Source organism: Lacticaseibacillus pantheris DSM 15945 = JCM 12539 = NBRC 106106, from assembly GCF_001591865.1.
Taxonomy (GTDB): domain Bacteria; phylum Bacillota; class Bacilli; order Lactobacillales; family Lactobacillaceae; genus Lacticaseibacillus; species Lacticaseibacillus pantheris.
The window spans coordinates 1-23,803 of record NZ_BCVS01000028.1; the positions used below are offsets into that span (position 1 = coordinate 1).

The 23,803-nt window shown below is 53.4% G+C and carries 24 protein-coding genes; 2 read left to right on the forward strand and 22 right to left on the reverse strand.

Going from position 1 to position 23,803, the window contains the following annotated elements; translation table 11 throughout:
• Entirely contained in the window at positions 1–1,659 is a 1,659-nt protein-coding gene (locus LPA02S_RS04545; protein ID WP_054650251.1) for a DAK2 domain-containing protein, read from the reverse strand.
• Positions 1,660–1,759: 100 nt separating this feature from the next.
• Positions 1,760–2,125 carry an Asp23/Gls24 family envelope stress response protein gene (locus LPA02S_RS04550; RefSeq protein WP_054650253.1) on the reverse strand — a complete coding sequence of 122 codons (366 nt, stop codon included), beginning with the start codon at positions 2,123–2,125 and terminating at the stop codon, positions 1,760–1,762.
• Positions 2,126–2,355: 230 nt separating this feature from the next.
• Between LPA02S_RS04550 and rpmB the strand changes: the two genes are divergently transcribed.
• Positions 2,356–2,541, forward strand: coding sequence for a 50S ribosomal protein L28 (gene rpmB / locus LPA02S_RS04555; RefSeq protein ID WP_054650255.1), 186 nt, complete (start codon positions 2,356–2,358; stop codon positions 2,539–2,541).
• A 384-nt stretch (positions 2,542–2,925) separates the two neighbouring features.
• Here the strand turns inward: rpmB and LPA02S_RS04560 are convergent, their stop codons facing one another.
• The 10 genes from LPA02S_RS04560 to gmk all read right to left on the reverse strand — a co-directional run bounded on the left by LPA02S_RS04560 (position 2,926) and on the right by gmk (position 13,817).
• Positions 2,926–3,594: a thiamine diphosphokinase gene (locus LPA02S_RS04560; protein WP_054650257.1), complete on the reverse strand. Its 669-nt coding sequence runs from the start codon at positions 3,592–3,594 to the stop codon at positions 2,926–2,928.
• The gene (rpe, locus tag LPA02S_RS04565) at positions 3,594–4,256 is read right to left on the reverse strand and encodes a ribulose-phosphate 3-epimerase (RefSeq protein WP_054650259.1); all 663 of its coding nucleotides are present in this window, start codon (positions 4,254–4,256) and stop codon (positions 3,594–3,596) included. Before rpe ends, LPA02S_RS04560 begins: the two co-directional genes overlap by 1 nt.
• A gap of 255 nt (positions 4,257–4,511) precedes the next feature.
• Entirely contained in the window at positions 4,512–5,414 is a 903-nt protein-coding gene (rsgA, locus tag LPA02S_RS04570; protein WP_056956428.1) for a ribosome small subunit-dependent GTPase A, read from the reverse strand.
• Positions 5,415–5,449: 35 nt separating this feature from the next.
• Complete coding sequence (gene pknB / locus LPA02S_RS04575; protein WP_056956429.1) at positions 5,450–7,342, reverse strand: Stk1 family PASTA domain-containing Ser/Thr kinase; 1,893 nt, start codon at positions 7,340–7,342, stop codon at positions 5,450–5,452.
• Positions 7,335–8,084, reverse strand: a complete 750-nt coding sequence (locus LPA02S_RS04580) for a Stp1/IreP family PP2C-type Ser/Thr phosphatase (RefSeq protein ID WP_056956430.1) — start codon at positions 8,082–8,084, stop codon at positions 7,335–7,337. Before LPA02S_RS04580 ends, pknB begins: the two co-directional genes overlap by 8 nt.
• Positions 8,085–8,094: 10 nt before the next feature.
• Positions 8,095–9,435, reverse strand: coding sequence for a 16S rRNA (cytosine(967)-C(5))-methyltransferase RsmB (gene rsmB, locus LPA02S_RS04585; RefSeq protein ID WP_056956431.1), 1,341 nt, complete (start codon positions 9,433–9,435; stop codon positions 8,095–8,097).
• Complete coding sequence (gene fmt, locus LPA02S_RS04590) at positions 9,422–10,378, reverse strand: methionyl-tRNA formyltransferase (protein WP_056956432.1); 957 nt, start codon at positions 10,376–10,378, stop codon at positions 9,422–9,424. The genes rsmB and fmt overlap by 14 nt, the downstream gene beginning before the upstream one ends.
• Before the next feature lie 22 nt (positions 10,379–10,400).
• Complete coding sequence (gene priA / locus LPA02S_RS04595) at positions 10,401–12,692, reverse strand: primosomal protein N' (RefSeq protein ID WP_056956433.1); 2,292 nt, start codon at positions 12,690–12,692, stop codon at positions 10,401–10,403.
• Between the two features lie 196 nt (positions 12,693–12,888).
• Positions 12,889–13,176 carry a DNA-directed RNA polymerase subunit omega gene (gene rpoZ / locus LPA02S_RS04600; RefSeq protein ID WP_054650263.1) on the reverse strand — a complete coding sequence of 96 codons (288 nt, stop codon included), beginning with the start codon at positions 13,174–13,176 and terminating at the stop codon, positions 12,889–12,891.
• Positions 13,177–13,190: 14 nt separating this feature from the next.
• Positions 13,191–13,817, reverse strand: coding sequence for a guanylate kinase (gene gmk / locus LPA02S_RS04605; RefSeq protein WP_054650265.1), 627 nt, complete (start codon positions 13,815–13,817; stop codon positions 13,191–13,193).
• An 803-nt stretch (positions 13,818–14,620) separates the two neighbouring features.
• Between gmk and LPA02S_RS04610 the strand changes: the two genes are divergently transcribed.
• Positions 14,621–14,935 carry a hypothetical protein gene (locus LPA02S_RS04610; RefSeq protein WP_054650267.1) on the forward strand — a complete coding sequence of 105 codons (315 nt, stop codon included), beginning with the start codon at positions 14,621–14,623 and terminating at the stop codon, positions 14,933–14,935.
• A gap of 133 nt (positions 14,936–15,068) precedes the next feature.
• Here LPA02S_RS04610 and recN read toward each other — a convergent pair whose 3' ends face one another.
• The 10 genes from recN to LPA02S_RS04660 all read right to left on the reverse strand — a co-directional run bounded on the left by recN (position 15,069) and on the right by LPA02S_RS04660 (position 23,488).
• Entirely contained in the window at positions 15,069–16,778 is a 1,710-nt protein-coding gene (gene recN, locus LPA02S_RS04615; RefSeq protein WP_056956434.1) for a DNA repair protein RecN, read from the reverse strand.
• A 4-nt stretch (positions 16,779–16,782) separates the two neighbouring features.
• Positions 16,783–17,235, reverse strand: coding sequence for an arginine repressor (locus tag LPA02S_RS04620; RefSeq protein WP_056956435.1), 453 nt, complete (start codon positions 17,233–17,235; stop codon positions 16,783–16,785).
• A gap of 160 nt (positions 17,236–17,395) precedes the next feature.
• The gene (locus LPA02S_RS04625) at positions 17,396–18,214 is read right to left on the reverse strand and encodes a TlyA family RNA methyltransferase (protein WP_420835958.1); all 819 of its coding nucleotides are present in this window, start codon (positions 18,212–18,214) and stop codon (positions 17,396–17,398) included.
• Between the two features lie 9 nt (positions 18,215–18,223).
• The gene (locus LPA02S_RS04630; RefSeq protein WP_054650273.1) at positions 18,224–19,102 is read right to left on the reverse strand and encodes a polyprenyl synthetase family protein; all 879 of its coding nucleotides are present in this window, start codon (positions 19,100–19,102) and stop codon (positions 18,224–18,226) included.
• A complete protein-coding gene (locus tag LPA02S_RS04635; RefSeq protein WP_054650275.1) occupies positions 19,080–19,313 on the reverse strand; it encodes an exodeoxyribonuclease VII small subunit in 234 nt (77 codons plus the stop codon). Before LPA02S_RS04635 ends, LPA02S_RS04630 begins: the two co-directional genes overlap by 23 nt.
• Positions 19,306–20,673, reverse strand: coding sequence for an exodeoxyribonuclease VII large subunit (xseA, locus tag LPA02S_RS04640; RefSeq protein WP_054650277.1), 1,368 nt, complete (start codon positions 20,671–20,673; stop codon positions 19,306–19,308). The genes LPA02S_RS04635 and xseA overlap by 8 nt, the downstream gene beginning before the upstream one ends.
• Positions 20,674–20,785: 112 nt before the next feature.
• Positions 20,786–21,181, reverse strand: a complete 396-nt coding sequence (gene nusB / locus LPA02S_RS04645; RefSeq protein ID WP_054650279.1) for a transcription antitermination factor NusB — start codon at positions 21,179–21,181, stop codon at positions 20,786–20,788.
• Positions 21,181–21,624, reverse strand: coding sequence for an Asp23/Gls24 family envelope stress response protein (locus LPA02S_RS04650; protein WP_054650281.1), 444 nt, complete (start codon positions 21,622–21,624; stop codon positions 21,181–21,183). The genes nusB and LPA02S_RS04650 overlap by 1 nt, the downstream gene beginning before the upstream one ends.
• 25 nt (positions 21,625–21,649) lie before the next feature.
• Positions 21,650–22,207 carry an elongation factor P gene (gene efp, locus LPA02S_RS04655; RefSeq protein ID WP_056956436.1) on the reverse strand — a complete coding sequence of 186 codons (558 nt, stop codon included), beginning with the start codon at positions 22,205–22,207 and terminating at the stop codon, positions 21,650–21,652.
• Between the two features lie 207 nt (positions 22,208–22,414).
• Positions 22,415–23,488, reverse strand: a complete 1,074-nt coding sequence (locus LPA02S_RS04660) for a M24 family metallopeptidase (RefSeq protein ID WP_054650283.1) — start codon at positions 23,486–23,488, stop codon at positions 22,415–22,417.
• Positions 23,489–23,803 lie beyond the last annotated feature (315 nt).

Here is a 23,803-nt window from a genome sequence, read left to right on the forward strand (position 1 = left end):
CTACTCCACCGAAATCAAATACGGGTACAACGGCTGCCCACCATCGTGAATTTCAACTTCCAAATCGTCGTGAGCATCCATAATTGCAGCCTCAATCTTTTCTGCCTCGGCCTCTGAGCCCTCAGTACCCACAATGAGCGTGATAATCTCCGAGTCCTCATCCAGCATAGCTTCAATCGTGTCAATCGTGGTCTGCAACCGTTCCTGACCGTCCACCTTGATGTCCCCATCAATTAAACCGATCCAGTCGCCGTTGTGTATCTCCAACCCACCGATATTACTGTCACGAATCGACTGCGTAATTTCACCGCTAACCACGTTGCCTAACGCCTCAGTCATCGCCGCCGCATTGTCAGCCAGACTTTGCTCCGGATTGTATTCCAATAGGGAGGTCAAACCCTGGTTGACCGTCTTACTCTTCACGATTGCCACGTCTACGCTGGCTTCCTTCGCCGCCGCATCCGCCGCCATGAAGATATTACCGTTGTTTGGCAGAACAATCACACGTTTAGCGTGCGCCTGCTTGATTGCATCCAAAATGTCGTTGGTGCTTGGGTTCATGGTCTGACCGCCAGACAGCACGTACGTCACACCCAAACTCTTGAACAGCTCGGAGAGACCCGCACCCGAAGCAATCGCCACGACACCAAACTCTGCCAACGGCTTTGCAGCCTCCGCCTCAGCGTTGTCGCGTTCAATGATACTCTCGTGCTGCAACCGCATGTTGTCAATCTTGATTTTATCCAGACTACCAAACCGCTTACCGTACCGGAAAACGGCCCCAGGATGCTCCGTGTGCACGTGTACCTTCACTACCTCGTCATCAGCAATTACCAACAAGGAATCGCCATAATCGGCCAGATAGTTGCGGAACTCGTCGTAATCGAACTTGTTCGTTGCACCATCATTACCCAGACCAACCATCATTTCGGTACAGTACCCGTACACGATATCGTCTGGGTTTAACTGTGTCTGCGCGTCCACCGCGTTGACCATTTCGGTCATTTCGGCGTCATCCGGCACGTAGTTTTCATCAATTTGTTCACCGGACAATCCGGACTGGAACCCTTCGTACAAGAAAGTCAGTCCCTGACCACCGGAGTCCACGACGCCCACCTGCTTAAGCACGGGTAAGAGGTCCGGCGTGGTTTTTAACGCGGCTTTGGCTGCATCAACCACACTAGTCATCACCTCAACCGTATCCGTAGTCGACTTTGCAGCCTTGAGGCCCGCCTTAGCGGCTTCACGCGCCACGGTTAAAATGGTCCCCTCAACGGGTTTCATCACCGCATTGTAGGCAGTTTCTACCCCACCGGCGAACGCGTCCGCTAAGTCCTGCGCGTTAAGCACCCGCTTGCCCGCAACACTCTTGGCAAAGCCGCGGAACAGCTGGGAGCTAATCACCCCAGAGTTGCCCCGCGCGCCCATCAGCAACCCTTTGCCCAGGTGCTGCGCCAAATCGCCCACAGACTCATCGTCGCTCTCCAGCACGGCCTTAGCGCCACTTTGGAAGGTGAGGTTCATGTTAGTACCGGTATCCCCATCGGGAACCGGGAAAACGTTTAGTGAGTTAACAAACTCGGCATTCTTATTAATACGGTGCGCTGCTGCCCGAATCATATTTTGAAATTCGGTTGCAGAAATTTCCGTGACTGTCACAAATAGTTCCTCCCTAAAAGGGCCCCCAGAAGTTGGGGCTCATCTCACACTCAACTTGGCGCCAACACAAAAAGGGCGTTGACGGCCCGCGTTGGTGGTGTTAATCTTCGCCAATCACCCGTACACCCTGAACGATGACGGTGACCGCGTGGGCGGTGAGGCCCAGCATACTTTCAAGGTTATACTTGACCTTGTCCTGAACGTTGCGGCACACTTCGGAAATCTTGGTGCCATAACCAACGACAATGTTGACCTCGATGGTCACCCCATTGTCTTCCTGGCGAACGACCACACCGCGAGAAAAGTTCTCCCGGTTGAGAATCTCGTTGAGGTTGTCCCGAATTTGGTTCTTGCTGGCCATGCCCACCACCCCAAAAATCTCGGTAGCTGCACCGCCGACAACCGTCGCGATAACGGCATTATCAATATCGATAACGCCGTACTTGGTCTTAATCTTAACCGCCATGATTTGCCTCCTCAATCAGCTGGTTCATAGTTGGTGCGCCAACCCAACGGAACGCGCACCAGGACCTTTAGTCCGTTGCATAGATTTTAGCATAGGCCGGTAACTATGGAAAGTTTGCAGGTGTCAATGATTATTACTTTACAAAACCCTTGCAAAGCCGCCGTTCCTATGATAACCTAATTTTTGTGAATAAATCGGGTACACACCCGGTGAAGCAAGGAGGTCATACTTTGGCAGTTGATGTAATTACCGGCCGTCACACCCAGTTCGGCAACAAGCGCTCACACGCGCTGAACAGTTCTCGTCGCTCCTGGAAGGCAAACCTGCAGAAGGTACGCATTCTAGTTGACGGCAAGCCAAAGCGTGTGTGGGTTTCTGCTCGCGCCCTGAAGTCTGGAAAAGTGACTCGCGTATAAAACCAACGATGAAGGTGCTACCGCATGGTGGTGCTTTTTTTGTTGGCTCAAAACAGTTGGAATGCAAAATCACCCATCAGCATAAACTTAAATATCAACACGCAAATGAGCCCTGACATCGCGTCAGGGCTCATTTTTAGTGCATCGTGTAAAGCGCTGCTTTATTTTCTGCATGACTATCGGGCCTTGAAAACCACGTGTAAAAGTTGTGACAGAGCAATAATTGCAATCACCCCCACAACCTTTAGCCATAAATTGTGGGGTCCAAAAACCAACCACAGTATGAGCAGCAGAATCTCACCCGCAAAAATTGCGTATTTCATCACGCACCTCATATTTACTTTTAATGGTGTTTAGACTTCAAGAGCAACCAGACGTCAGGGATTAGTTATCCACCTGTTGGCCGCGATTATCCCGACTATAAATAATCGCCACGATTCCCTGTCGACATTGAACCGTCATGGCGTGATCGCCAACGAACTCATTGGAAGCAAAGCTGACCGGACTATCATCGTCGTAGTGAGCCAGTTCGTACTTAGCGCCTGTGATATTCAGGTCACGCACCGACGTCATGTTGGCGACGCCGACGTAACGGTACCCAGCAAGCGGCTGAACCGTTAGGGGCTTACCCGCGTCCATGTAACGAACATAATTATCACGGTCAACCAAGTGGATTTGCCGCACGTATGGTTTAAACCTTTGCTCCGTTGGTAGCCAGTAGTTTGCCAGCGCGTGGTCCAGACGGCCACCAGTGGCGCCGTACAGATACACCTCGTCCGCCCCGAGCACGGTCAGCCCCCGAAAAAGGGCGAGTTGTGTATCGGTGTCATCCTTCTCGGCCTTATGGCGTTCAACCGTGCCAATAGCAGCAGTGACTCGCTCAAATTCGGCGGTTGTTAACGAATCAAAGTCCCCCACAACGTAGACGGGCTGAATACCGGCATCCAGCAGGGTCAGCGTGCCGCGATCAATGGCGGCCCACTCGCCAGGGGCCTGACGCCAGTCATTAGGTAGCAACCCGCGCGGCCCACCAGCCATCAAGTTTAAACGCATTATTCTGCCTCCGCGGCCAACTTTTGTAAGTGGTGTAGGTTGTCGGCTGGGTTGCCGCCATCGTAAACCGCAGAACCGGCCACAGCGATATCCACACCGTGCTTGGCGGCTAACTTGATGGTACCAGGGTTGACCCCGCCATCAATTTCAATCTTAAAGTCCAATGATTCGTCCCGATCATGAATGGTCGCTAATTCGTCGGTCTTCTCCAGCATTTCCGGAATGAATTCCTGACCGCCAAAGCCGGGATCCACGGTCATGACCAACACCTGCTTCACAATCGGCAGGACCATATCAATCGCGTCGACCGAGGTTCCCGGGTTAATTACCACCCCCGGCTCCATCCCCGTCTGCTTAATGAGTGACAGCGCCCGGTGAATGTGCGGTGTCGCTTCGAGGTGGACCAACAACATATCCGCACCAGCATCCGCAAAGGTTTTAACCCACTCCTCAGGATGCTGCACCATGAGGTGAACTTCCAATGGCAAAGTGGTTTCCTGCCGCAAAACCGAGACAATCTGCGGTCCAAAGCTCAAGTTCGGTACAAACAACCCGTCCATAACGTCAATGTGAATACGGTCCGCACCGGCTTTCTCAACCGCGTCGACTGCCCGCGCTAGATGTCCAAAATCCGCGCTCAAAATTGATGGTGCAATTTGCATTACGATCAACTCCCGTTCTTAATCAATTATATCAATCATACACAACTCCCCACGTAGATGAAAGTGCTTTACTGCAAACGTTTTAACACAACAATTTGTTGGTAAGTCCGTGATCGACAAGAAACACAAAAAAATCCTGGACTGAAGCCAATTGACTACTCATTTGCCGATTACTGAAACCCAGAGTTGGGCTTATGAACACAAAAATGCCACCCATTAGCTGGATGGCATTTTCGTTTCTTGCGAACATTAATATTAACGCTTCTTTTTATCGTAGACCGGCTTGCGTGCAGCTAACTCCTCATGAAACTGTTGGTAGTTATCGTACCGACTTTGCATGATAGTACCGTCCGCTACGCCGGCTTTGACCGCACACTGCGGCTCGCGTAAATGCTGACAACCGCGAAATTTACAGTTACCCGCCACAGACACAAACTCCGGGAAACGATCGCGCAACTCCTCGGTCTCCACGTCCAGTAACTCTAGCGAGGAAAATCCAGGCGTATCCGCCACCAATCCGCCGTGGGCAGGATATAACGTGGTTTTGCGGGTGGTATGCTTCCCGCGATTGAGGCTCTTCGAGATGGCAGCGGTATCCAACTCCAGTTCAGGCACTAGGTGGTTCAACAACGTCGACTTGCCCGCTCCCGTTTGGCCCGTAAAAATAGTCAGCTTGTCCGCCAGCATGCCACTCAAACGGGTTAAATCTCCCGCCAAAAACGGCTGCCGGGGCATGTGGATGCGATACCCAATCCGTTCGTAACCGTCCATCGTGACGCGCAATTGATCAAACCGGGATTCATCCAGCAAATCTGTCTTCGTCATGGTGATAATGACGTCCAGATGTTGCCCCTCCAGGTACACCAAAAATCGGTCCAATAGATTAGTCGCAAAGTCGGGTTCGGCCGCAGCTGTCACCACCATAGCCTGATCAACATTGGCAACTGGCGGCCGCACCAACGCGTTACGCCGCGGTAGCACACTCGTTAAATACCCCAGTTCACCGTTATCGGGTGCCGGAGTAAATTCCACAAAGTCACCCACGATCGGCGAAACGTGCTTGTTGCGTAAGTTGCCCGCGGCCCGCGTACGGATGACCTGGCCGTCAACCGCAATGTCATAATAGCCGCTGAGCAGCTGAATGATTTGTCCCTGCAAGAACTACCTCCATTACTGAATCAAAACATAAACGTTTATTTTGCGTCACTGGCGTTATCCTGCTGGTCACTAGCACCTGAGGAAGATGGAGCGGAAGGTGTGCTACTAGACGAGGAAGATGATGAAGAGGAGCTCGAGGGTTTAGAACTCGTCGAACTACTGGACTTTTCTGATTCGCTACTGGAACTGCTGCTGGTCTCATCTTCGGAACCACTGTTTGTGTAACTTTCTCCCGAACTAACCGTCACAGTAAGAGTAGAACCCTTCTTAACTTTTGTACCCTTAGGCAGGTTTTGTGAAATAATATTTCCGACTTCCACACGGTCGCTTTCTTGAGAATTAGAAGCTATCAGTATACCGTTTTTTGTCGCCCATGTTTCCGCACTACTTAACGAAACGTTAGTAAAATCTGGAACGGTAATTCTGCTACTTTTTGCTACCGTCAATTCAATCCGAGTACCCTTAGCAACAACCTTTTTTCCGGGGTCAATGCTTTGAGCCAGAATGGTACCAGAGGGTTTTGAACTTGATTGTGTTAACTTAACCACATTAAACCCGGCCCGTTTCAAATCATCACTGACCTGTGAGTAGTTTTTACCCACATATTTACCAACCGTGTACTTCGACTTCCCCTTACTAATCACCAAGTTAACGGCTGAGTTTTCCTTCACGCTATCGCCCTTGGTTGGGTCGGTCAAAATGATATGGTCCTTCGTCACCGAACCGGAAGACTTGTACGTGGTATCGCCCACCTTCAAGTGTGCGCTCTTCAACTTCGTGGTCGCCACGGCCACGGTATCACCGGTCACATCCGGTACGGTCACGTCGCCCTTACCAAAGACGGCCACCATCCCCGAAATCAGTAAAATCAGCACAATGGCCAAGCCGCCAATAATCAACGCGCGTTTGCGTTTAGGGTGCGCCTTTTTACCCGGTTGCTTCTTTGCATCCTTGTCAGCGTCCGCCTTGACGTCCTGTCCGTCTTTGCCTAAAGCACTCGCCGCAGCCGCAATCGTAGCCGCCTTGACGGCCGGGTCAATCCGCTTAGTGGCAGCCATACTGTCGCTACTACCTTCAGGAATAAACCGCGGTTCGTTCGACCGGCTCGCATCCAGTGAGGTCGCTAAGTCGCTCGCCATTGCCGCCGCGCTCGGGTACCGCTGCTGCGGATCCTTAGCCGTAGACTTCAACACCACATTCTCCAACGCTTGAGGAATGCGCGGGTCAAAGTCACGGACGTAAGGAATGTCCTCCTGGAAGTGTTTCAACGCGATGGTGACGGCAGAATCTCCCTCAAAGGGCACCGAACCGGTCAGCATTTCGTACAAAATCACGCCCAGCGAGTAGATATCACTCTGCTTGGTCGGCAGCGAGCCACGAGCCTGCTCTGGTGACATGTAGTGCACAGAACCGAGCAGTGAGTTAGTTTGCGTTACTGCGGTCTCGGATAGCGCTACCGCAATTCCAAAGTCCGCAATCTTCACGTTGCCGTCACGGTCCACCATGATGTTTTGCGGTTTCAGGTCGCGGTGAATAATGTTGTGCTCATGCGCAGTTTCGATGGCACCCAACACCTGCGTCATCATCGCAACGACTTTGGCATACGGGATCGGGAAGTGTTCCACAATGTACTGCTTCAGGTTTTTACCGTCGACGTACTCCATGACCAAGTATTGTTGGCCCTCGAATTCGCCCACGTCGTAGATGCTGACAATGTTCGGGTGGGACAATTCCAAAGTCGCCATGGCTTCGCGGCGAAACCGCCGTGCCGCATCGGGATCACTTTGGAGATCGAGGCGGAGCACCTTGACTGCCACGTCCCGATCCAAAATTAAATCGTGCGCCAAATAAACGTTGGCCATGCCACCCTCACCAAGGGTTTTAAACAGCTTATAGCGTCCGTCCAGCGTCATCCCCGGCTCAATCATTGTCATCACCTACCTGGTTATTATGGATTAGTAGTGCCGTTACGTTATCCGGACCACCCGCTTCGTTAGCAGCCTGCACCATCAGCTTCGCCTTCGTGGCCAGCGTCTCTGGAGCAGCCATGATTTGGGCCAGGTCTTCATCCTCCACGGCCTTGGTGAGCCCGTCAGAGCACAGTAACAACATGTCGTTGGCTTCCATATCGTAAATCGTGACGTCCGCATCCACGTCCGGAGCGATACCCAAAGAACGCGTAATCACGTTCTTACGCGGAAAGTTTTTGGCCTCTTCGGGAGTCAGGTCGCCACTCTTCACCAGTTCATTGACCAGACTATGGTCCTCCGTGATTTGCATCAGGCGGCCATGGCGGTACAAATATGCACGGGAATCACCAATGTTGGCAATCACAAAGCGGTGACCGATCATTAAAGCCGCCACGATGGTCGTCCCCATGCCGGTGAGGTCCTTAAACTGCTGACCACGAGCGAGAATCTGCTCGTTTTCCTTTTGCAGCTCGTACATCAACCACTTAACGACGGTTTCCGCGTCACTACTTTGCGTCTTTTCAAAGGCATAACCAATGTGCGATACCGCCATTTCGCTAGCGACATCGCCCCCCTGGTGTCCCCCCATACCGTCCGCGACAATGGCTAACGTCGCGTGGCTGTGGTTGCGAAAGAGGCCAACATAGTCCTGGTTGTTCGGTCTAACCCGACCGACATCCGTCTGGTAGGCAAATTCCATTACAAACTCCTTACTGCACACGCTCCAAGCTAGCGATAAAGAAACCATCGCTACCGTAGTCGTGCGGCAAAATCTGTAGTGCCGGTGCCGCGTGATTGTGCGTTACCGGCGCCAATGTGGGTACCGTTACCTGCCGAAAATCCGGGTGCCGCTGCAAAAATGCTGCGACCACATCCTGGTTCTCTTCATGGGTAATTGTACACGTACTGTAGGTCAAGCGCCCGCCAACTTTGACCGTGGGGGCCACGGCATCCAAAATTTCAGACTGTACGCGGGTCAAGTTGGCTACGTCGTCCGCCGTTTTATCATACTTAATTTCTGGCTTGCGCCGCATCAGCCCCAAGCCTGAACAAGGAGCGTCCACCAAAACTTTATCAAACTTCTGTTCACCAAAAGTCTCGACGGCCTTGCGTGCATCCAACGTTTGCGCCGTTACCCGGTCAGCTAGATGCATACGGTCCGCATTTTGCTGAATCAAGTTGACCTTGTGGGCGTGTAAATCCAGTGCGGTAACGTGCCCACCAGCTTGTGGATCCAGCCACTCCGCAATGTGCGTCGTCTTACCACCCGGTGCAGCACACGCGTCCAGCACTTGGTCACCCGGCTGAATATCCAGACTTGGGGCCACCAACTGGGAACTCTCGTCCTGCATGGTCAGCAAGCCATCCGCAAACTCCGGGGTACCGGCCAGATGTCCGCCTGGTGCCACCACTCCGCTGGTCGCAAGCACGCTATTCCGAACTTCAGGAAATTCGTCCTGTAGGCGGAATACCAAATCATCCCGTTGAATCATGGTGCGGTTAACTCGAGCCGAGGCCCGCGGTGCTGAATTGATGCTGTTCAGTAAGGCCGTAGCCTCAAGCTCCCCCCACTGGTCAAACAGTTTGTTGACGATCCATTCGGGAACTGAGGTCGCAATCGATAGACGTTTAACTGGATCCTGGATAGCACTCACATCCCGTAAGCCTTTCCGCTGCACGTTACGCAGAATGGCCGTGACAAACTTCGCGAGGCCAGCGTGACCCTTTTGCTTAGCGATTTCAGTGCTATCAAAGAAAATCGCCCGTTCAGGTATTTTGTCCAGATAATGCATTTGGTAAATAGCCGTCCGTAGCAGTTGTCGCACCCACGGCTCCAGTTCTCGGCGCCCAACAAACGGTGCCAGGTAGTAGTCCAGGGTCAACTGGTGCTGAATTACGCCATAGACGATGTTGGTCAGTAACGCAGCATCACGTGCGGACAGGTGTGCCTGGCGAATTGTACTATCCACAGTTAAGTTCGAGTACCCACCACGACCACCAACGCGGGCTAACACGTTAACCGCGAGCAAACGCACGTTATTCTTGTCCATCAATAATCACCTGTTGTCCTACCTTTAATTGCCGTCCGGCGCCATTCATGTACGCGCTTATTGGTTGGCGCGCCTTCCCAGCTGGTTGTAATTCGTCCAGTTGCAAAGTGGTGCCCTGACCCGCGGCCAGCACCAATTCTTTTTTGCCTACGGACACGACCGTCCCGGGGGCAGCTTCAGTGGCCGTGTCGAGCGGCGTAACCGCCCACAGCTTCACCCGCTGACCGTTGAGCATAACCCAACCGCCCACGTGGGGCCGTAATCCACGCACCCACTGATCGATTTCGGTCGCCGTTAAAGTGAAGTCCAGGCGTTCCTGGTCCTTACTAATGTTGGGCGAGAAGGTCACCCGCTCCGGATCCTGCGGCGTCATGGTTGCCGTTCCGTCAATGATACCTGGTAACGTCTGCAGTAACAGGTCACGTCCGAGTATGCTTAACCGGTCAAAGGCCGTGCCGGTATCATCAGCGCGGGTCAACGGAATTGCGGCTTGCGCGTACATCCCGCCAGCGTCCATTTGCTTAACCATTTGGATAATTGTGACGCCCGTTTCAGCATCCCCGTTAATGATGGAATACTGAATTGGCGCTCCGCCACGGTACTTTGGCAACAAGCTACCATGAACGTTGACGGCCGTGATTCGGGCCGCGTCCAAGAACCGGGTGGGCAAAAACTGCCCGTACGCCGCCGTGACGATCAAGTCTGGTTGCATCGCAATCAGTTCATCCAACTCCGGGCTCTTGCCCAGCTTGACTGGCTGAAACACCGGTACGCCTAGTGCTTGCGCTGCCACTTTGACTGGCGATGCGTGCAAGGTGTGCTTGCGGCCAACTGGCTTGTCTGGTTGCGTGACCGCCGCCAAAATATCGTAGCCATTCTCGGCTAGCGCGTTCAAAATCGGCACGGCAAACTGCGGCGTTCCCATAAAAATAATTGATGTCATTCACTTACCCCCTGATATGTCCCTACACAAAGCTCAATGGTTCCCGGTCAAAGGCAACCTGAAAGCCATTCCGACTGCCCACCTGCGTCTCCGTCAGTAGCCGTTCTAGCGTGGCATGTAGTTGCGGTTCATTTTTGTATTTAATCACAATTTGATAATAGTAACGGCGCTTCAGACGCGCAATTGCGCCCCTGGTCGGCCCCAGCATGACGGCCTGATCCGACAACGAATGTTTCAGTTCGTCCGCCAAGTGGTAGATAGCCTTAGCTGCCTGGCGGTCCTCCGGATGACTCACGGTTAACTTGAACGTGAAGTAATACGGCGGGTAACCCGACTGGTGCCTAATGCCCATTTCGGTCACAAAGAAGTGCTCGTAGTCATGGTGCTGGGCCAACTGAATGGCGTAGTGGTCGGGGTTATATGTCTGTACGACCACGGCACCGGCTTTGTCAGCTCGACCAGCCCGACCACTCACCTGCGTCAACAACTGGAAGGTGCGCTCACTAGCCCGGAAGTCCGGAAGTCCCAACGCAGTATCAGCGTTAATAACGCCCACCAAAGTCACGTCCGGGAAATCCAGCCCCTTGGCAATCATTTGGGTACCGAGTAAGATATCGGCCTCGTGCTGACCGAACGCCTTCAGAATCTTGGCGTGGCCACCTTTGCGCCGGGTAGTATCCACGTCCATGCGTAAAACGCGCGCGTTGGGCAGCAGTTTGTGCAATGACTGCTCGACCTTCTCGGTACCGGTACCGTAGTAGCGAATCCGCTTTGAACCGCAACTAGGGCAGACCGTGGGCACCGGCTCCTCATGACCACAATAGTGGCAACGTAGCGTGTGCGAGTCCATGTGCAACGTTAACGAGATATCACAGTTAGGGCACTTGGCCACGTAACCACACTCGCGGCACATAACAAAGGACGAGAACCCCCGACGATTAAGCATCAGCACGCTTTGCTCGCCGCGGTCCAGCCGCTCCTGTAATGCGTTCAGTAGCTCATTGGAAAAGTCACCCGAAACGCTGTCCAGCTGTGCCGCACGCATATCAACGATTTGTACCGGTGGTAACGGTTTTTGGTTGGCACGTTCCGGCATGAGCAGGTGTGTGTACACACCTTTGGCCGCACGGGCGCGCGACTCGAGGCTCGGCGTCGCTGAACCCAGCAACACCGGGGCATGGTGGTACGCCCCACGCCACTGCAACACGTCGCGGGCATGATACCGGGGAGAGTCGTCCTGTTTGTAGCTCGTTTCGTGCTCCTCATCCATGATAAACAAACCAATATTGGTCAGCGGTGCAAAGGCGGCTGAACGCGCCCCCACCACGACCCGGGCCTCACCGCGCTCGATTCGGCGCCACTCATCAAACCGTTCGCCATCCGAAAGGGCAGAGTGTAAGACCGCGACATCCGCGCCAAACCGCCCCTTCACGTTACGCACCATTTGCGGTGTCAGCGCTATTTCGGGTATCAACATTAGGGCATTACGCCCCTGCGCCAAAGTGGCGGCGATGGCCTGCAGGTACACTTCCGTTTTACCGGAGCCCGTGACGCCTTCGAGTAGAAATGTTTGGTCTTTGTGCCCGTCAATCGCGGGCAACAGGGCGTCCAAGGCGCGCTGTTGCTGAGCCGTGGGTGTGAGTGCGTGCGTACGCGCCTGAGCGTCCAGGTTTGCGTATGGCCGCCGGTAAAATTCCCGCGGCTCAATACGCAACCACCCCTGGGACTGGCCCGCCTTAACGGTAGTGCGGTCAAAGCTATCTGGGCCAGCGACGGATAGTAGCCGGGGCTCAGCACCGTCCGTAGACCACTGTGCCAACGCCTGTAGGAGCGTAATGCGCCGTTTTGCGTTGGTTCGTTGTTGATCAACCAGGGTGAGGTACTCGTCGTGCTTTAACAACGGCACGATAAAGTCCTCCGTGGCCACCCGCCCCCGGTTCACAACGGTTTTAGCACCGTTAGCCAACCACTTGGTATCCGCGTGGAGCGCGCTCGGTAGCATGGCCTGAAGACAGGTAATCCAAAATGCAAAGGTGTCATCAGCCATCCAGCGGGACAACGCCAGTAATTCTTTGTCCAAAATGGGGTGGTCATCCAAAACGCGCATAATGGGCTTCAGCTTACCGTCAAAATCTTGCTGGTCGGTAGTATCCACTACCACGCCCATTACTTCGCGGTCACCCTTGCCGAAACCAACCACCACCCGAACACCGGGAACGACGTTGTCAGCCAAAGGTGCGGGGATGGCATAGTCGTACGGTTGGTTAGTTTGCATCGTGGGTACATCCACCACGACTTTTGCCACTGTCGACACACAAATCCCCCCTCGTTAATGTCATGTCCACATTATACCAAAACTCAACGTTAATTATGCCGCCCCGGATGCCCGTATTGTGATTCAAAGCGGCGACCGATAACGCACCATTAGCAACCAATAAAAAAAGGACGTAACCAACGTCACATCCCCAACCGTTTGCCAACTATCAACATACGGCGTTTATTTAGTCAGATTAATTGGCGTCGTTGCCAGCATCATCGCTAGCATCGTCACGTAGTTCTTCCTGGTGCTCCAACCGTTCGGCGTCGCGTTCGAGCAACTTGGAATCAGGATCAATCACCACATCACCCGCCGCGATTTCTTCGAGGGCCTGGCCCACAGTCCGCGGTGATTGGTATTCTGGCAGCATCCGCAACGAACCAGTCTCCAGTTCGTGTGCCCGCTTCGATGCCAGGACTGCTAATGAGTACCGTGACGGTACGTTGGCTAATAGTTTATCAATTGATGGGTAAACAATCATATCTTCGTTCTCCTTTAGTCGCCAGAGGTAGCTTTCTTTATCATATTAGCATACTTTTCGGCCACGCGCTGTACCCGCAAGTGCTCGCTTTGAATAATGTGCTCAATGCGATCGACGGCGAGCGCAACTTCATCGTTCACAACGGCGTAGTCATAGTTTTGCATCATCTTTAATTCATCAACGGCTTTGCCGACACGTTTCTTGATGGTCTCGGCATCATCCGTACCGCGGCCCTCTAGGCGGTGCCGCAGTTCATTGAGATCGGGTGGAGTGAGAAAGATGAAGACTGCGTCGGGACATTTGGCGCGTACCTGCATGGCACCCTTAACTTCAATCTCCAACAAAACGTCCTGACCGGCCTCCAGCTGCTCATTGACGTAGTGCAAAGGTGTGCCGTAATAATTGTCAACATACTGGGCGTACTCCAGCATTCCCCCGTTAGCAATTTCATCCTCAAACTGGTCCTTAGTCCGGAAATAGTAGTCGACACCATCAACCTCACCGGGACGCATCTTCCGTGTCGTCATTGACACAGAATAGTGGAAATCACGGTACCCCGATTTTAACATTGCCTGACGTACAGTCCCTTTGCCGACCCCGGACGGGCCTGACAGTACGATGAGCATACCACGTTCGCTCATGCCTTTTCCTCCCAAATAACTGTTCAAATAATATAGCATCTATTGTGCCGCTTTTAGCTTGATAAATCAAGCATTCTAGCGATTGGTGACCATATTTTGTCTGCCGGGTGGCGGTTTAGGCCAGTGCGGGTAGCCTGGGGTGTTGCGACTTTGTGGACTACTCCACGGTGATCGCTGCGGTGGCTGGTCGTACTGGCGTGGCGGTTCCGGTTGAACGGCTAAAACTACAATTATGGATGAATTTATGAACGATTTTGTCAACTACAGTCCTAAGTAATGGTATTTCTTCAAATTAAGACCGCGGAACGCACGCGTTTTGAAGCAATGCGGCCTAGATCAGAGACACCAAACTATCGGGAAACCCGCGGGTGGGCTTTGGGATGGAGGCGTCGTGCCCGGAGACGTAGTTGCCGCGACCCCGGAGCGCTGTTTGTTTACTTCCAGTTGGTGCTTTAGCACCTTACTGGGAGTTAATTCGACGGTCTGGCGGAGCCAGCCCTAGAAGCGTAGCGAATTACAGCGGCAGATTCTGTAGAAAAAGCGGTTTTTCTTTGTCTACAGAATCCGCGGGAGGCCGGCACGGCCGGAGCGTGCGGGTGTAGCAACCTACGACGGAGGGCACGTAAGCCGTAGTCCCAAAGCCCACCCGCGCGTTCGTGCCCACCCATCCTGAACCCTAACAGCGGTCAACGTGGAGTAGCCCATGGCCGAGTCGCCGCAATTTTTTCGAAATTAGGGGTTGCAAATGCAAACGCGTGTTCGTATAATACAAGGTGCAAACAAATGTTCGGAGGCGGAAAATTATGGACATGATGAAACCAATGGGTACGATTGAACGGTTAGGACACAACATCGCGGACACGTACCGGCAACTATTTGACCTCGATTTTGATCAACCATTACCAACCATGCCAGCAGCTCAGGTACAACTATTCACGGAACAGTCACTCCGGAAGCACCTACTCGTTGCGCTGCGGCTGCGGGCCGTCGAGCGCCCCGTTGTGGGCCACCTACAGCGTCGGCTAGACGACCACCGCCTCCTCATGACGGAATTTAACAGCAACGTTTTTAGAATTGTCGATGACCGCGATTGCACTTACGTCCAACGCGTGCGCTAATTTTTTAGTACCCCGGCAACCACAACCAACCGCAAAATTAACAGCCCCATACTCAGCGGGTGAACACACATTCCGTATGTTCACCCGCTGAGTATGGGGCTGTTTTGTCGTCTTTGTTTATCCAGTAATCAAATCACTGATGGTGCTCGTCTAGCTCAGCACGGGTCTGCTCGGCCAGGCGCAACAATTCCTGAGCGTGCTCGCGCGTGAGTTGCGTGACCGACGTTCCGGCCAACATCCGCGCCAACTCGTCCACCCGTTCGTCCTCGCTCAAACGCGTCACGATCGTCGTAGTCCGGCCCTGATGCACTGCCTTCGCAATTTTGAATTCATGGTCCGCCATTGCCGCCACCTGCGGCAGGTGGGTGATGCACAACACCTGTGAGTGACCCGCGATACTACTAATTTTGTTAGCAATCGCCTGCGCCACCCGGCCAGATACACCAGTATCCACTTCGTCAAAGATGATACTGGTGACGCCATCGGACTCCGCAAAAATCGTCTTGATAGCCAACATAATTCGGGACAATTCACCACCACTGGCAATCCGTGCTAGTGGTTGGGCCCGTTCCCCCGGGTTCGTCTGGATGTAAAATTCAACCACATCCACGCCATTAGGGGTAAAGGCATCTTGGGCGTGATCGGCAAAGTGGACGCTAAACACAGTCTTCGCCATGTAGAGCGCCTTCAGCTGCTGATGTACGGCATCCGTTAAGCGGTGAGCCACGCCTTTGCGCACCTCAGTGAGTTGCTGGCCCAGGTCCACCAACTGGTCGTACAATTGCTGGACACGCCCATCAAGCCCGGCCGCATCGGAACTCGTGGCCTCCATGGTGCCTAACTCTTTGTGGGCACGCTGCCCGTACGCCAGAATGTCGTCAACCGAATCGCCGTACTTGCGTTTCAATTGCTGAATCAGCGCTAACCGTTCCTCAATTTCGTTCAGGCGGTTCTCGTCCCATTCCAAGCCGTCAATTTCTTTGGACAAATCAGCTTGGGCATCCTGCAACGAATAATAGGCGTCATTAATGGTCTCACTCAGAGCCCGGTAATCCTCACCTAGATCCGCAATGCTCTCCAATTGCTGCATCACTTCGCCCAGCGCGTCGACTGGATTGTACTCGGCGTTATCAAAGACGTCATAGGCCGAAGCCAGCGCATTCTGAATACGCTGAAAGTTCGCCAGGCGCTCACGTTCGGACTCCAACTCGTCCTCTTCGCCCGCGTGCAAATCGGCGTCGTCGATTTCCTTCACCTGAAACCGTAACATGTCCAGCCGCTGCGCCCATTCTTGTTCGTTTTGTTGCTTTTTGCGGAGCGTCGATAGCGATTGTTGATAGTCACGGTAAGTGTGACGATACTGCTCCAAAAGCTCGTGGACGGCCCCATCAGCATACTGATCCAACATGCTCAGGTGCTTTTCCGGGTGACTCAGCTCCTGGTGCTCGTTCTGTCCGTGAATGTCGACCAGCGTCTCGCCCACCGACCGCAGATTACCGGTGGTGACAATCTTACCGTTAACACGGCAAACACTACGGCCAGTGCGGGTCAAGTCGCGTTCTAACAGCACCTGTCCGTCATCGGGGGCCAACCCTAGCGCAGCTAGAGCATCAATCGTATTCTGATTGTCACCCACCAAAAATTGCCCCTGCAACGTGGCTTTGTCCGCACCAGTACGAATAAACTCACTGGAACCGCGCGTGCCTGCAAGCAATGAGACCGCGTCGATAATGATCGATTTACCCGCACCGGTTTCACCCGTGAGCGCGGTCATGCCGGTGGCAAAGCTGAGGTCCAACGACTCAATAATTGCAAAGTCGCGGATAGAAAGTTCTTGTAGCATGGTTTCACCCCACCATATCCTGTAAGGAATCAGCTAATTCCTCCGCAGCCTCTTTGCCCCGGCAGATAATCAGGATGCTAGCATCGGCCGGTATCATGGCAAAGACGCGCCCGTCGCTCTGCGCTGCGATTAAAGTTGCAACTGCCGGCCCGGAACCGGGAACAAGCTGTAAGTTAACAAAGTTGTCCAAGACATCGATACTGGCATATACCCCGCTGAGGGTGCGCCGCAATTTTTCTGACGGCGACACTTGCTGTGCCGGTGGTAAACCGTAGCTGTACCGCCCATGCTCGATGGGCACCTTGACTAGTTGCATTTCCTTGATGTCTCGAGAAACGGTCGCCTGCGTTACCTGCACGCCCACATCGGCCAGCAAGTCAACCAGTTGTCCTTGCGTTTCAACCGCGTACGAATTTAATATCGTTTTGATGATATCCTGGCGTGCTTGCTTCTGCATGTCGGTGTCCCCCATTTATTCAAAGTTTAGGTATATTATACCAGTTTATAGAGTGCAAAAGGTTGTGCGTTAACCCAAACTAGCCTTGGCCAGCATCCAAACACGTAGCGAAATTCATCGGCGGGTCCATCCCCAAATTGCACAACAGCGTGACGACGAATTATGACCGTAGCTCCGCATAGGCCGCGTCTATCACCCGGTCAACGTCAACGTTCGGATCAATGTGGGCGTTATTAGCATCCGCTTCGTTCCGTAAGTGCACCAAGAATTCGATGTTCCCACTGCCACCAGTAATCGGCGAAAAGTCTAGTCCCAACACTGAATAACCGTTGTCGGCCGCAAATTCCACAATCCGGGTCACGACGTCATGGTGCACCTGACGATCACGCACAATCCCGTGCTTACCCACGTTTTGCGGACCGGCCTCAAATTGCGGTTTGATCAGCATCACAGCGTGACCACCCGGCACCAAGATTGGGCGCAAGGGTGGTAAGATGAGCCGCAACGAAATAAACGAGACGTCCGTCACCGCAAACTCAACCGCCCCATACTGAAAATCTTCCGGCTTGCTGTACCGAAAGTTGACTTGTTCCATAACGTGCACGCGCGGGTCGGACCGCAACTGCCAGACTAGCTGGTTGGTGCCCACATCCAGCGCGTACACCTGCTTGGCGCCGTTTTGTAGACAGACATCGGTGAACCCACCCGTACTCGAACCAATATCGAGGACGGTTGTACCCTGAACGTCAATATCAAACACCTTGAGGGCCTTTGCCAACTTCAAGCCACCCCGACTCACGTAAGGTAACTTTTTGCCCTTGGCGTGGAGTTGCGTGTCGGCATCAATCTTTGTACCCGCTTTGTCTAAGCGCTCGTTGTTTTGATCGAAAACTTCACCGGCCATAATGGCCCGTTTGGCCTGCTCACGCGACGTAAATAATCCTTGTGCTACGGCGAGCACATCCACTCGTTCCTTCAAACTATCCACCTAACCTAACATTGCCACAATATCTTCGAGTAACGGCGCTGGCACGGATAAACGCTCCAAGGCCAAGTGGGCCGAGCGCATCTGCTTTGCCAGCGCTTTGGTTGCACCATCGATTCCTAACAAACTGACATAAGTGTTTTTGCCGGCCGTCTCGTCGTGCCCTGCAGTCTTGCCCAGCTCAGTCGACGACTTGGTGGCGTCATTGATATCATCCCTAATTTGAAACGCGAGACCAAACGCCGTTGCAAAGTCGTCCAGGGCCTCGTCATCCGCATCGCTCACGGTCGCTACCGTTGCTCCCATGCGTACGGCGGCCAGGAGCAACGCCCCCGTTTTGTGGGCGTGCATGCGCACAAGCTGACCGCGCGTGAGCGGTGTGCTACTACCCGTCGCAGCAATGTCCATCATTTGACCGGCAACCATCCCCCGAGAGCCCGCACCCACAGCCAACTGTGAGGTCAGAGCCACACGCACTGTAGCTGGTTGCGGCGCACCACTCACCAACGCAAAGGCGTCCGTCAGGAGGGCATCCCCCGCCAAAATCGCGGTGGCTTCATCAAACTGAACGTGATTGGACGCGTGACCGCGGCGTAAATCCGCATCATCCATCGCGGGTAAATCATCATGAATGAGCGAGTACGTGTGGACGTACTCAATTGCGGCGGCCACGTGGTCAAGCTGAGTAGTGTCCGCGCCCATGGTGGCCGCAACTGCGTATACTAGCAACGGCCGCAGTCGCTTCCCCCCAGCCGCGAGCGAGTAACTCATCGCGTCCGCCAAGCGCGGTTGGTGCGCCTGCCGCGCGTAAGCCAACATAAATTCCGTGAGCGCCGGAATATGTTCGTCCGCGAATGCCTTAATCCGTTTGCTCTGGTTCAAAGTCCTTCAGCTCCCCATTATCCGTCATCACTTGGGCCACTGCGGTTTCTGCATCCTTCAGCGTACCATCCAGTTGCTTTGCTAACGCGACGCCTGTCTGAAACTGGCTCAAGGCCTTTTCCAGTGGTACGTCACCCTTTTCCAGCGTGCCGACAATCTGTTCGAGTTCCGCTAATTGCTCTTCAAAGCTAGGTTCTTTTGCTTCAGCCATTGTTTTCCTCCTCAACATGGATACCGTTAACGGTGGCGTCCACCGTGCCCCGATCTACGTGAATATTTATTTTGCTACCAACAACGTACTCATCCGCAGTGCGTAAAACATGCCCCGTACTGTCCGTCGCGTACGCGTAACCCCGGCTCAGCGTTCGTAGTGGACTCAGGCTATCTAGGGACCCAATTAGTTGACCCACACGTTGACGTCGAGCTTGCAAAGTTGCATTGGTAGCGGCCACCATACGCCGTTCCAAATTAGTGATAGTTACCTGATTGCCGGCAATGCGGGCGGACAATCCCGACCGTTGTAGTCGGCTTTGGGTCAGGTCCAACCGGCTACGCAACTGTGCCAACTGCGCCGGAAAGCTCCGCATGAGGCGTGAGCGTAACAAGTCGACCTTTTGCATCTGGCCGTCGTACAACCGCGATGGTTGCGTTAAGACCACGCTCTGCCGTGCACGGTCCAGCCGGTAGCGCAACGATGCTAGCAGAGCAGCCTGTGCCCGCACTAACCGCTGTGCCAGCTTGACGATATTTTGATGCGCCTCATCCGCAGTAACCGGGGTCACATACTCCGCGGCCGCTGTCGGTGTTGCCGCACGGTAATCAGCCGCATAATCAGCAATCGTCACGTCGGTTTCATGACCAACGGAGGAAATAACCGGTATGTGCATTGCCACAATGGCACGGGCCACGGCCTCTTCGTTAAACGGCCACAAATCCTCTAGCGACCCACCACCACGCCCAATAATAACGGCATCAAAACCGCCGTACTGGTCGATACGCTCCAACTGCCGCACAATGTCAGGCGCGGCAGTATCACCCTGTACCTGGGCAGGAAACAAGGTGATTGCCAGCTGTGGATAACGGCGGCGAACCGTCGTAATAATATCGTGAATAACCGCACCGCTCGGGCTGGTCACCACCGCCACTTTGCGGGGGTAACGTGCCAGTGGGGTATGGTCGTGAATATCGTACAACCCCTCTTTGCGTAACCGTTCGTTCAACTGGGCATACGCTAACGCCAAAGCGCCCTGGCCAGCCGGCTCCAAGCGCTCAATCGTCAACTGGTAGTTACCGGAGGGTTCATAAACGGTAACCCGCCCCACGGCCAAGACGGCCATACCATCCTCCAACTTAAACTTCAGCTTTTGGAAGGCGGACTTGAACATGACCGCGCCAATTTTAGCGTGTTCATCCTTCAGCGAAAAATACTGGTGCGCCGGTCGCAACCGAAAGTTGGACACTTCCCCGGCCACAAATACCTGCTTGAGATACGGATCGAAGTCAAACTTCCGCTTAATGTAGCGGTTAAGCATGCTCACCGATAAATATTCACTGGTATCAGTTGTCGTCATCTGCATCCCTCCATACTATAGAGAATTCGCATTCTATGTAATAAAGGCTCGGGACAAAAAATATTCGTCTCGAGCCTCCTATTGCGGCGATCTAAGCGTCACGGCGTTATCGTTACTGCTGTACAAAGTTACCCAGCACACCATTAATGAATTTAACCGCACTGTCGTCACTGTACTGCTTTGCCAACTCCAGCACTTCGTTAACGGCGACCTTTGCGGGTACGTCGTCCTCAAACTTAATTTCATACAAGCCCAACCGTAGTAATACCAAGTCCGGCTTGGATAGACGGGCCATGGTCCAGCCCGAGCGTAATTCCGGCTTAATCGCCGCATCCAGTTCGTCCTGTTTGGCCAGCACACCGTTAACCAAATCAAACAAATATTCCGGTGCGACTTCGTTTTCTGGCAAAGCCGCCTTGTAAGTCAAATCCCGGTTTGCGTCAGGGTTTAACTCCAGCGCAAATAGGGTCTTGAAGGCAGCCTCACGAATTGCGTGACGCGTTAACATCAATCGTCTTCCTCTGTTGTCTCGTTTTCCTCGTCGTCCTTGAATAAATCCTTTTTGTCTACGGCCGGCGCCTTTTCTGGCACCACACCAACCACGTGCACGTCCACCTTTGCGAGTTCCAGGTCGGTCATGTACAGTAGCTGTTCGCGCAGCGTTTCCTGGATGGACAATGCCACCTTGGGTACACTCACACCGTAGTTAAGGTATACGTAGACGTCGGCGTGCACTTGGTCACCATCCACGGTGACGTTCACGCCCTTACCCCGGTTGGCCCGACCGAACCACGCATTGATGCTTGAAGCCAGCGAACCGCGCATCTGGTAAACACCGTCCACGTTCACCGCGGCGATGCCCAAAATGACTTCCAGTACCTCTGGAACAATCTCAATTGTACCGGTACTATCTGGACGACTTGCTAAAACAATATTTGTGTTTTCAGCCATTTGGCCTACCTCCCGTTTCTACGCGTTACGCACGAGAAATGTACGTACCGTCCGTCGTGTTAATGGTCAGCACGTCACCAACGTTAATGAAGAACGGCACCTGCACTACCAGGCCGGTCTCCAAAGTTGCTGGCTTCGAACCACCCGAACTGGTGTTACCACGAATACCAGGTTCAGTTTCCTTAACTTCCAGATCAACCGTCTTCGGAATATCGATACCCAGTGTTTCGCTACCGTGCATGATGATGCTGACCATCATGTTTTCCTTCAGGTACTTCAGAGCGTCACCTAGCTGGTCTGCAGTCAGACTCAACTGTTCGTATGTGTCGTTGTCCATGAAGTAGTAGCTGTCACCGTCAACGTACAGGTACTGCATCGACTTGGTATCAATCTGCGCCTGCTCAACCTTTTCGGTCGAACGGAACGTCTTTTCCTGCACGGCACCGGTACGCAGGTTTTTTAGGGTCGAACGCACAAAGGCGCTACCCTTACCCGGCTTAACGTGCTGAAATTCAACAATGCGCCACAAGTCGTGGTCGACCTCGATCGTCAAGCCGTTTTTAAAATCGTTTACAGAAATCATGAATGGTCCTCCAACAAATTATTCTCAACCAATGATACCAATCACTGGCCGCCGTTGCAAGAATCAACGCGGGTTAATCCCGCCTTCAACGGTAGCAATCGGACAGTATTTAACTCATTTGGGGTTAATTAATTCGTCTGGCGGACCCCAACATCATCAACGCACAATCGCAGCTATTTCAGGTCGATTTTAAATGTTTTGGCCTTACTAAACTGCCAAATGGAGTAATTCCGCTGGAGCGGTAACTGATAACTGTTCAACCCCATCCGCTGTCACCAATAAATCGTCCTCAATCCGCACGCCACCAATTCCGGGTAAATAAACTCCGGGTTCATCAGTCAGCACGTTACCGGCCACGATTGGTGTGTCCATGTACACGCCCCACGCTCCGGGGCCTTCATGAATATCACGACCGACACCATGGCCCGCGCCATGACCAAAGTATTGTTGATAGCCAGCGGCGTCGATTGCCTGGTGTGCGGCCGCCTGAATGTCTTTGCCCAACACGCCAGGGCGCATCATCGCCGCCACATCACGGTTAGCTTGATAAACCAGCTTGTAAACTGAGTCCATTTTAGGATCGGGCGTACCCACCGCAAAGGTGCGGGTCAGGTCGGACATGTAGCCGTGATACGTACAGCCCCAATCTAGCGTCACCACGTCACCCTCCTCAATGACTTTGTCATCAGCAAAGCCGTGCGGTAACGCTGACCGGTACCCGGATGCGACGATGGTATCGAACGACACGCCCGATGCCCCCAGACCACGCATATAAAAGTCGAGGTCGTTAGCAACGGCCCGTTCCGTCATCCCCGGACGAATCGTGTCCAGAACGTGTCGGTAGCCATCTTCGGCGATATCGACCGCTTTCTGAATTAATGCCACCTCCGCGGCGGACTTCACCTCGCGTAACGTTGCTACCACGTGCCTGGTGCCAACCAGTTGCGCGTCTGTGGCTTTAGCCAACACCTGATAGTCCGCGAACGTCATGTACTCGGACTCAAACCCGAGAGCAGTCACCCCGTCCTGATCAGCCAACGCGCCGACAGCGGCCAGCAACCCGTTGTGGTGCTCCACGACTTTGGCCGCAGTCACTTCATGCTGAGCCACCTCAATAAACCGGGAATCCGTCACTAAGTATGCCTGCTTCGGCGTAACCAGCAGGGCACTCTCATCACCGCTAAAATCGCTCACGTACGAAACGTTCACCGGATCAGTTAGTACGATGGCGGCGATTTCCTGCTTCCCCATTACTGCTCGTAGTTCATTAATTTTTGCCATTTTTAGGCCTCCACCAGACATTAATTATGTATTAGAAAGCAATTACACTATCATTGTAGCAGAAAGGCACGAATGTGACGGACAAATTTACTGTTGGACTACGCTGGACGCGAATTAGGAGGCAAAGGTGCAGATGAGCGTGCATCCACAAGACGTGACTGGCAGTGTTGGAAATGCTCCGAAGTTCCCCGGTACCTTTGCTTATTGAAACGAGCGGAGCAGGCCAGAAGACGCCACATAAGGCACCCCAACCAAAAGGCCAAAAACGGGCCGATCAGATTGCTGTGAATGCTACGACGCGCTCCCGGTACCTTT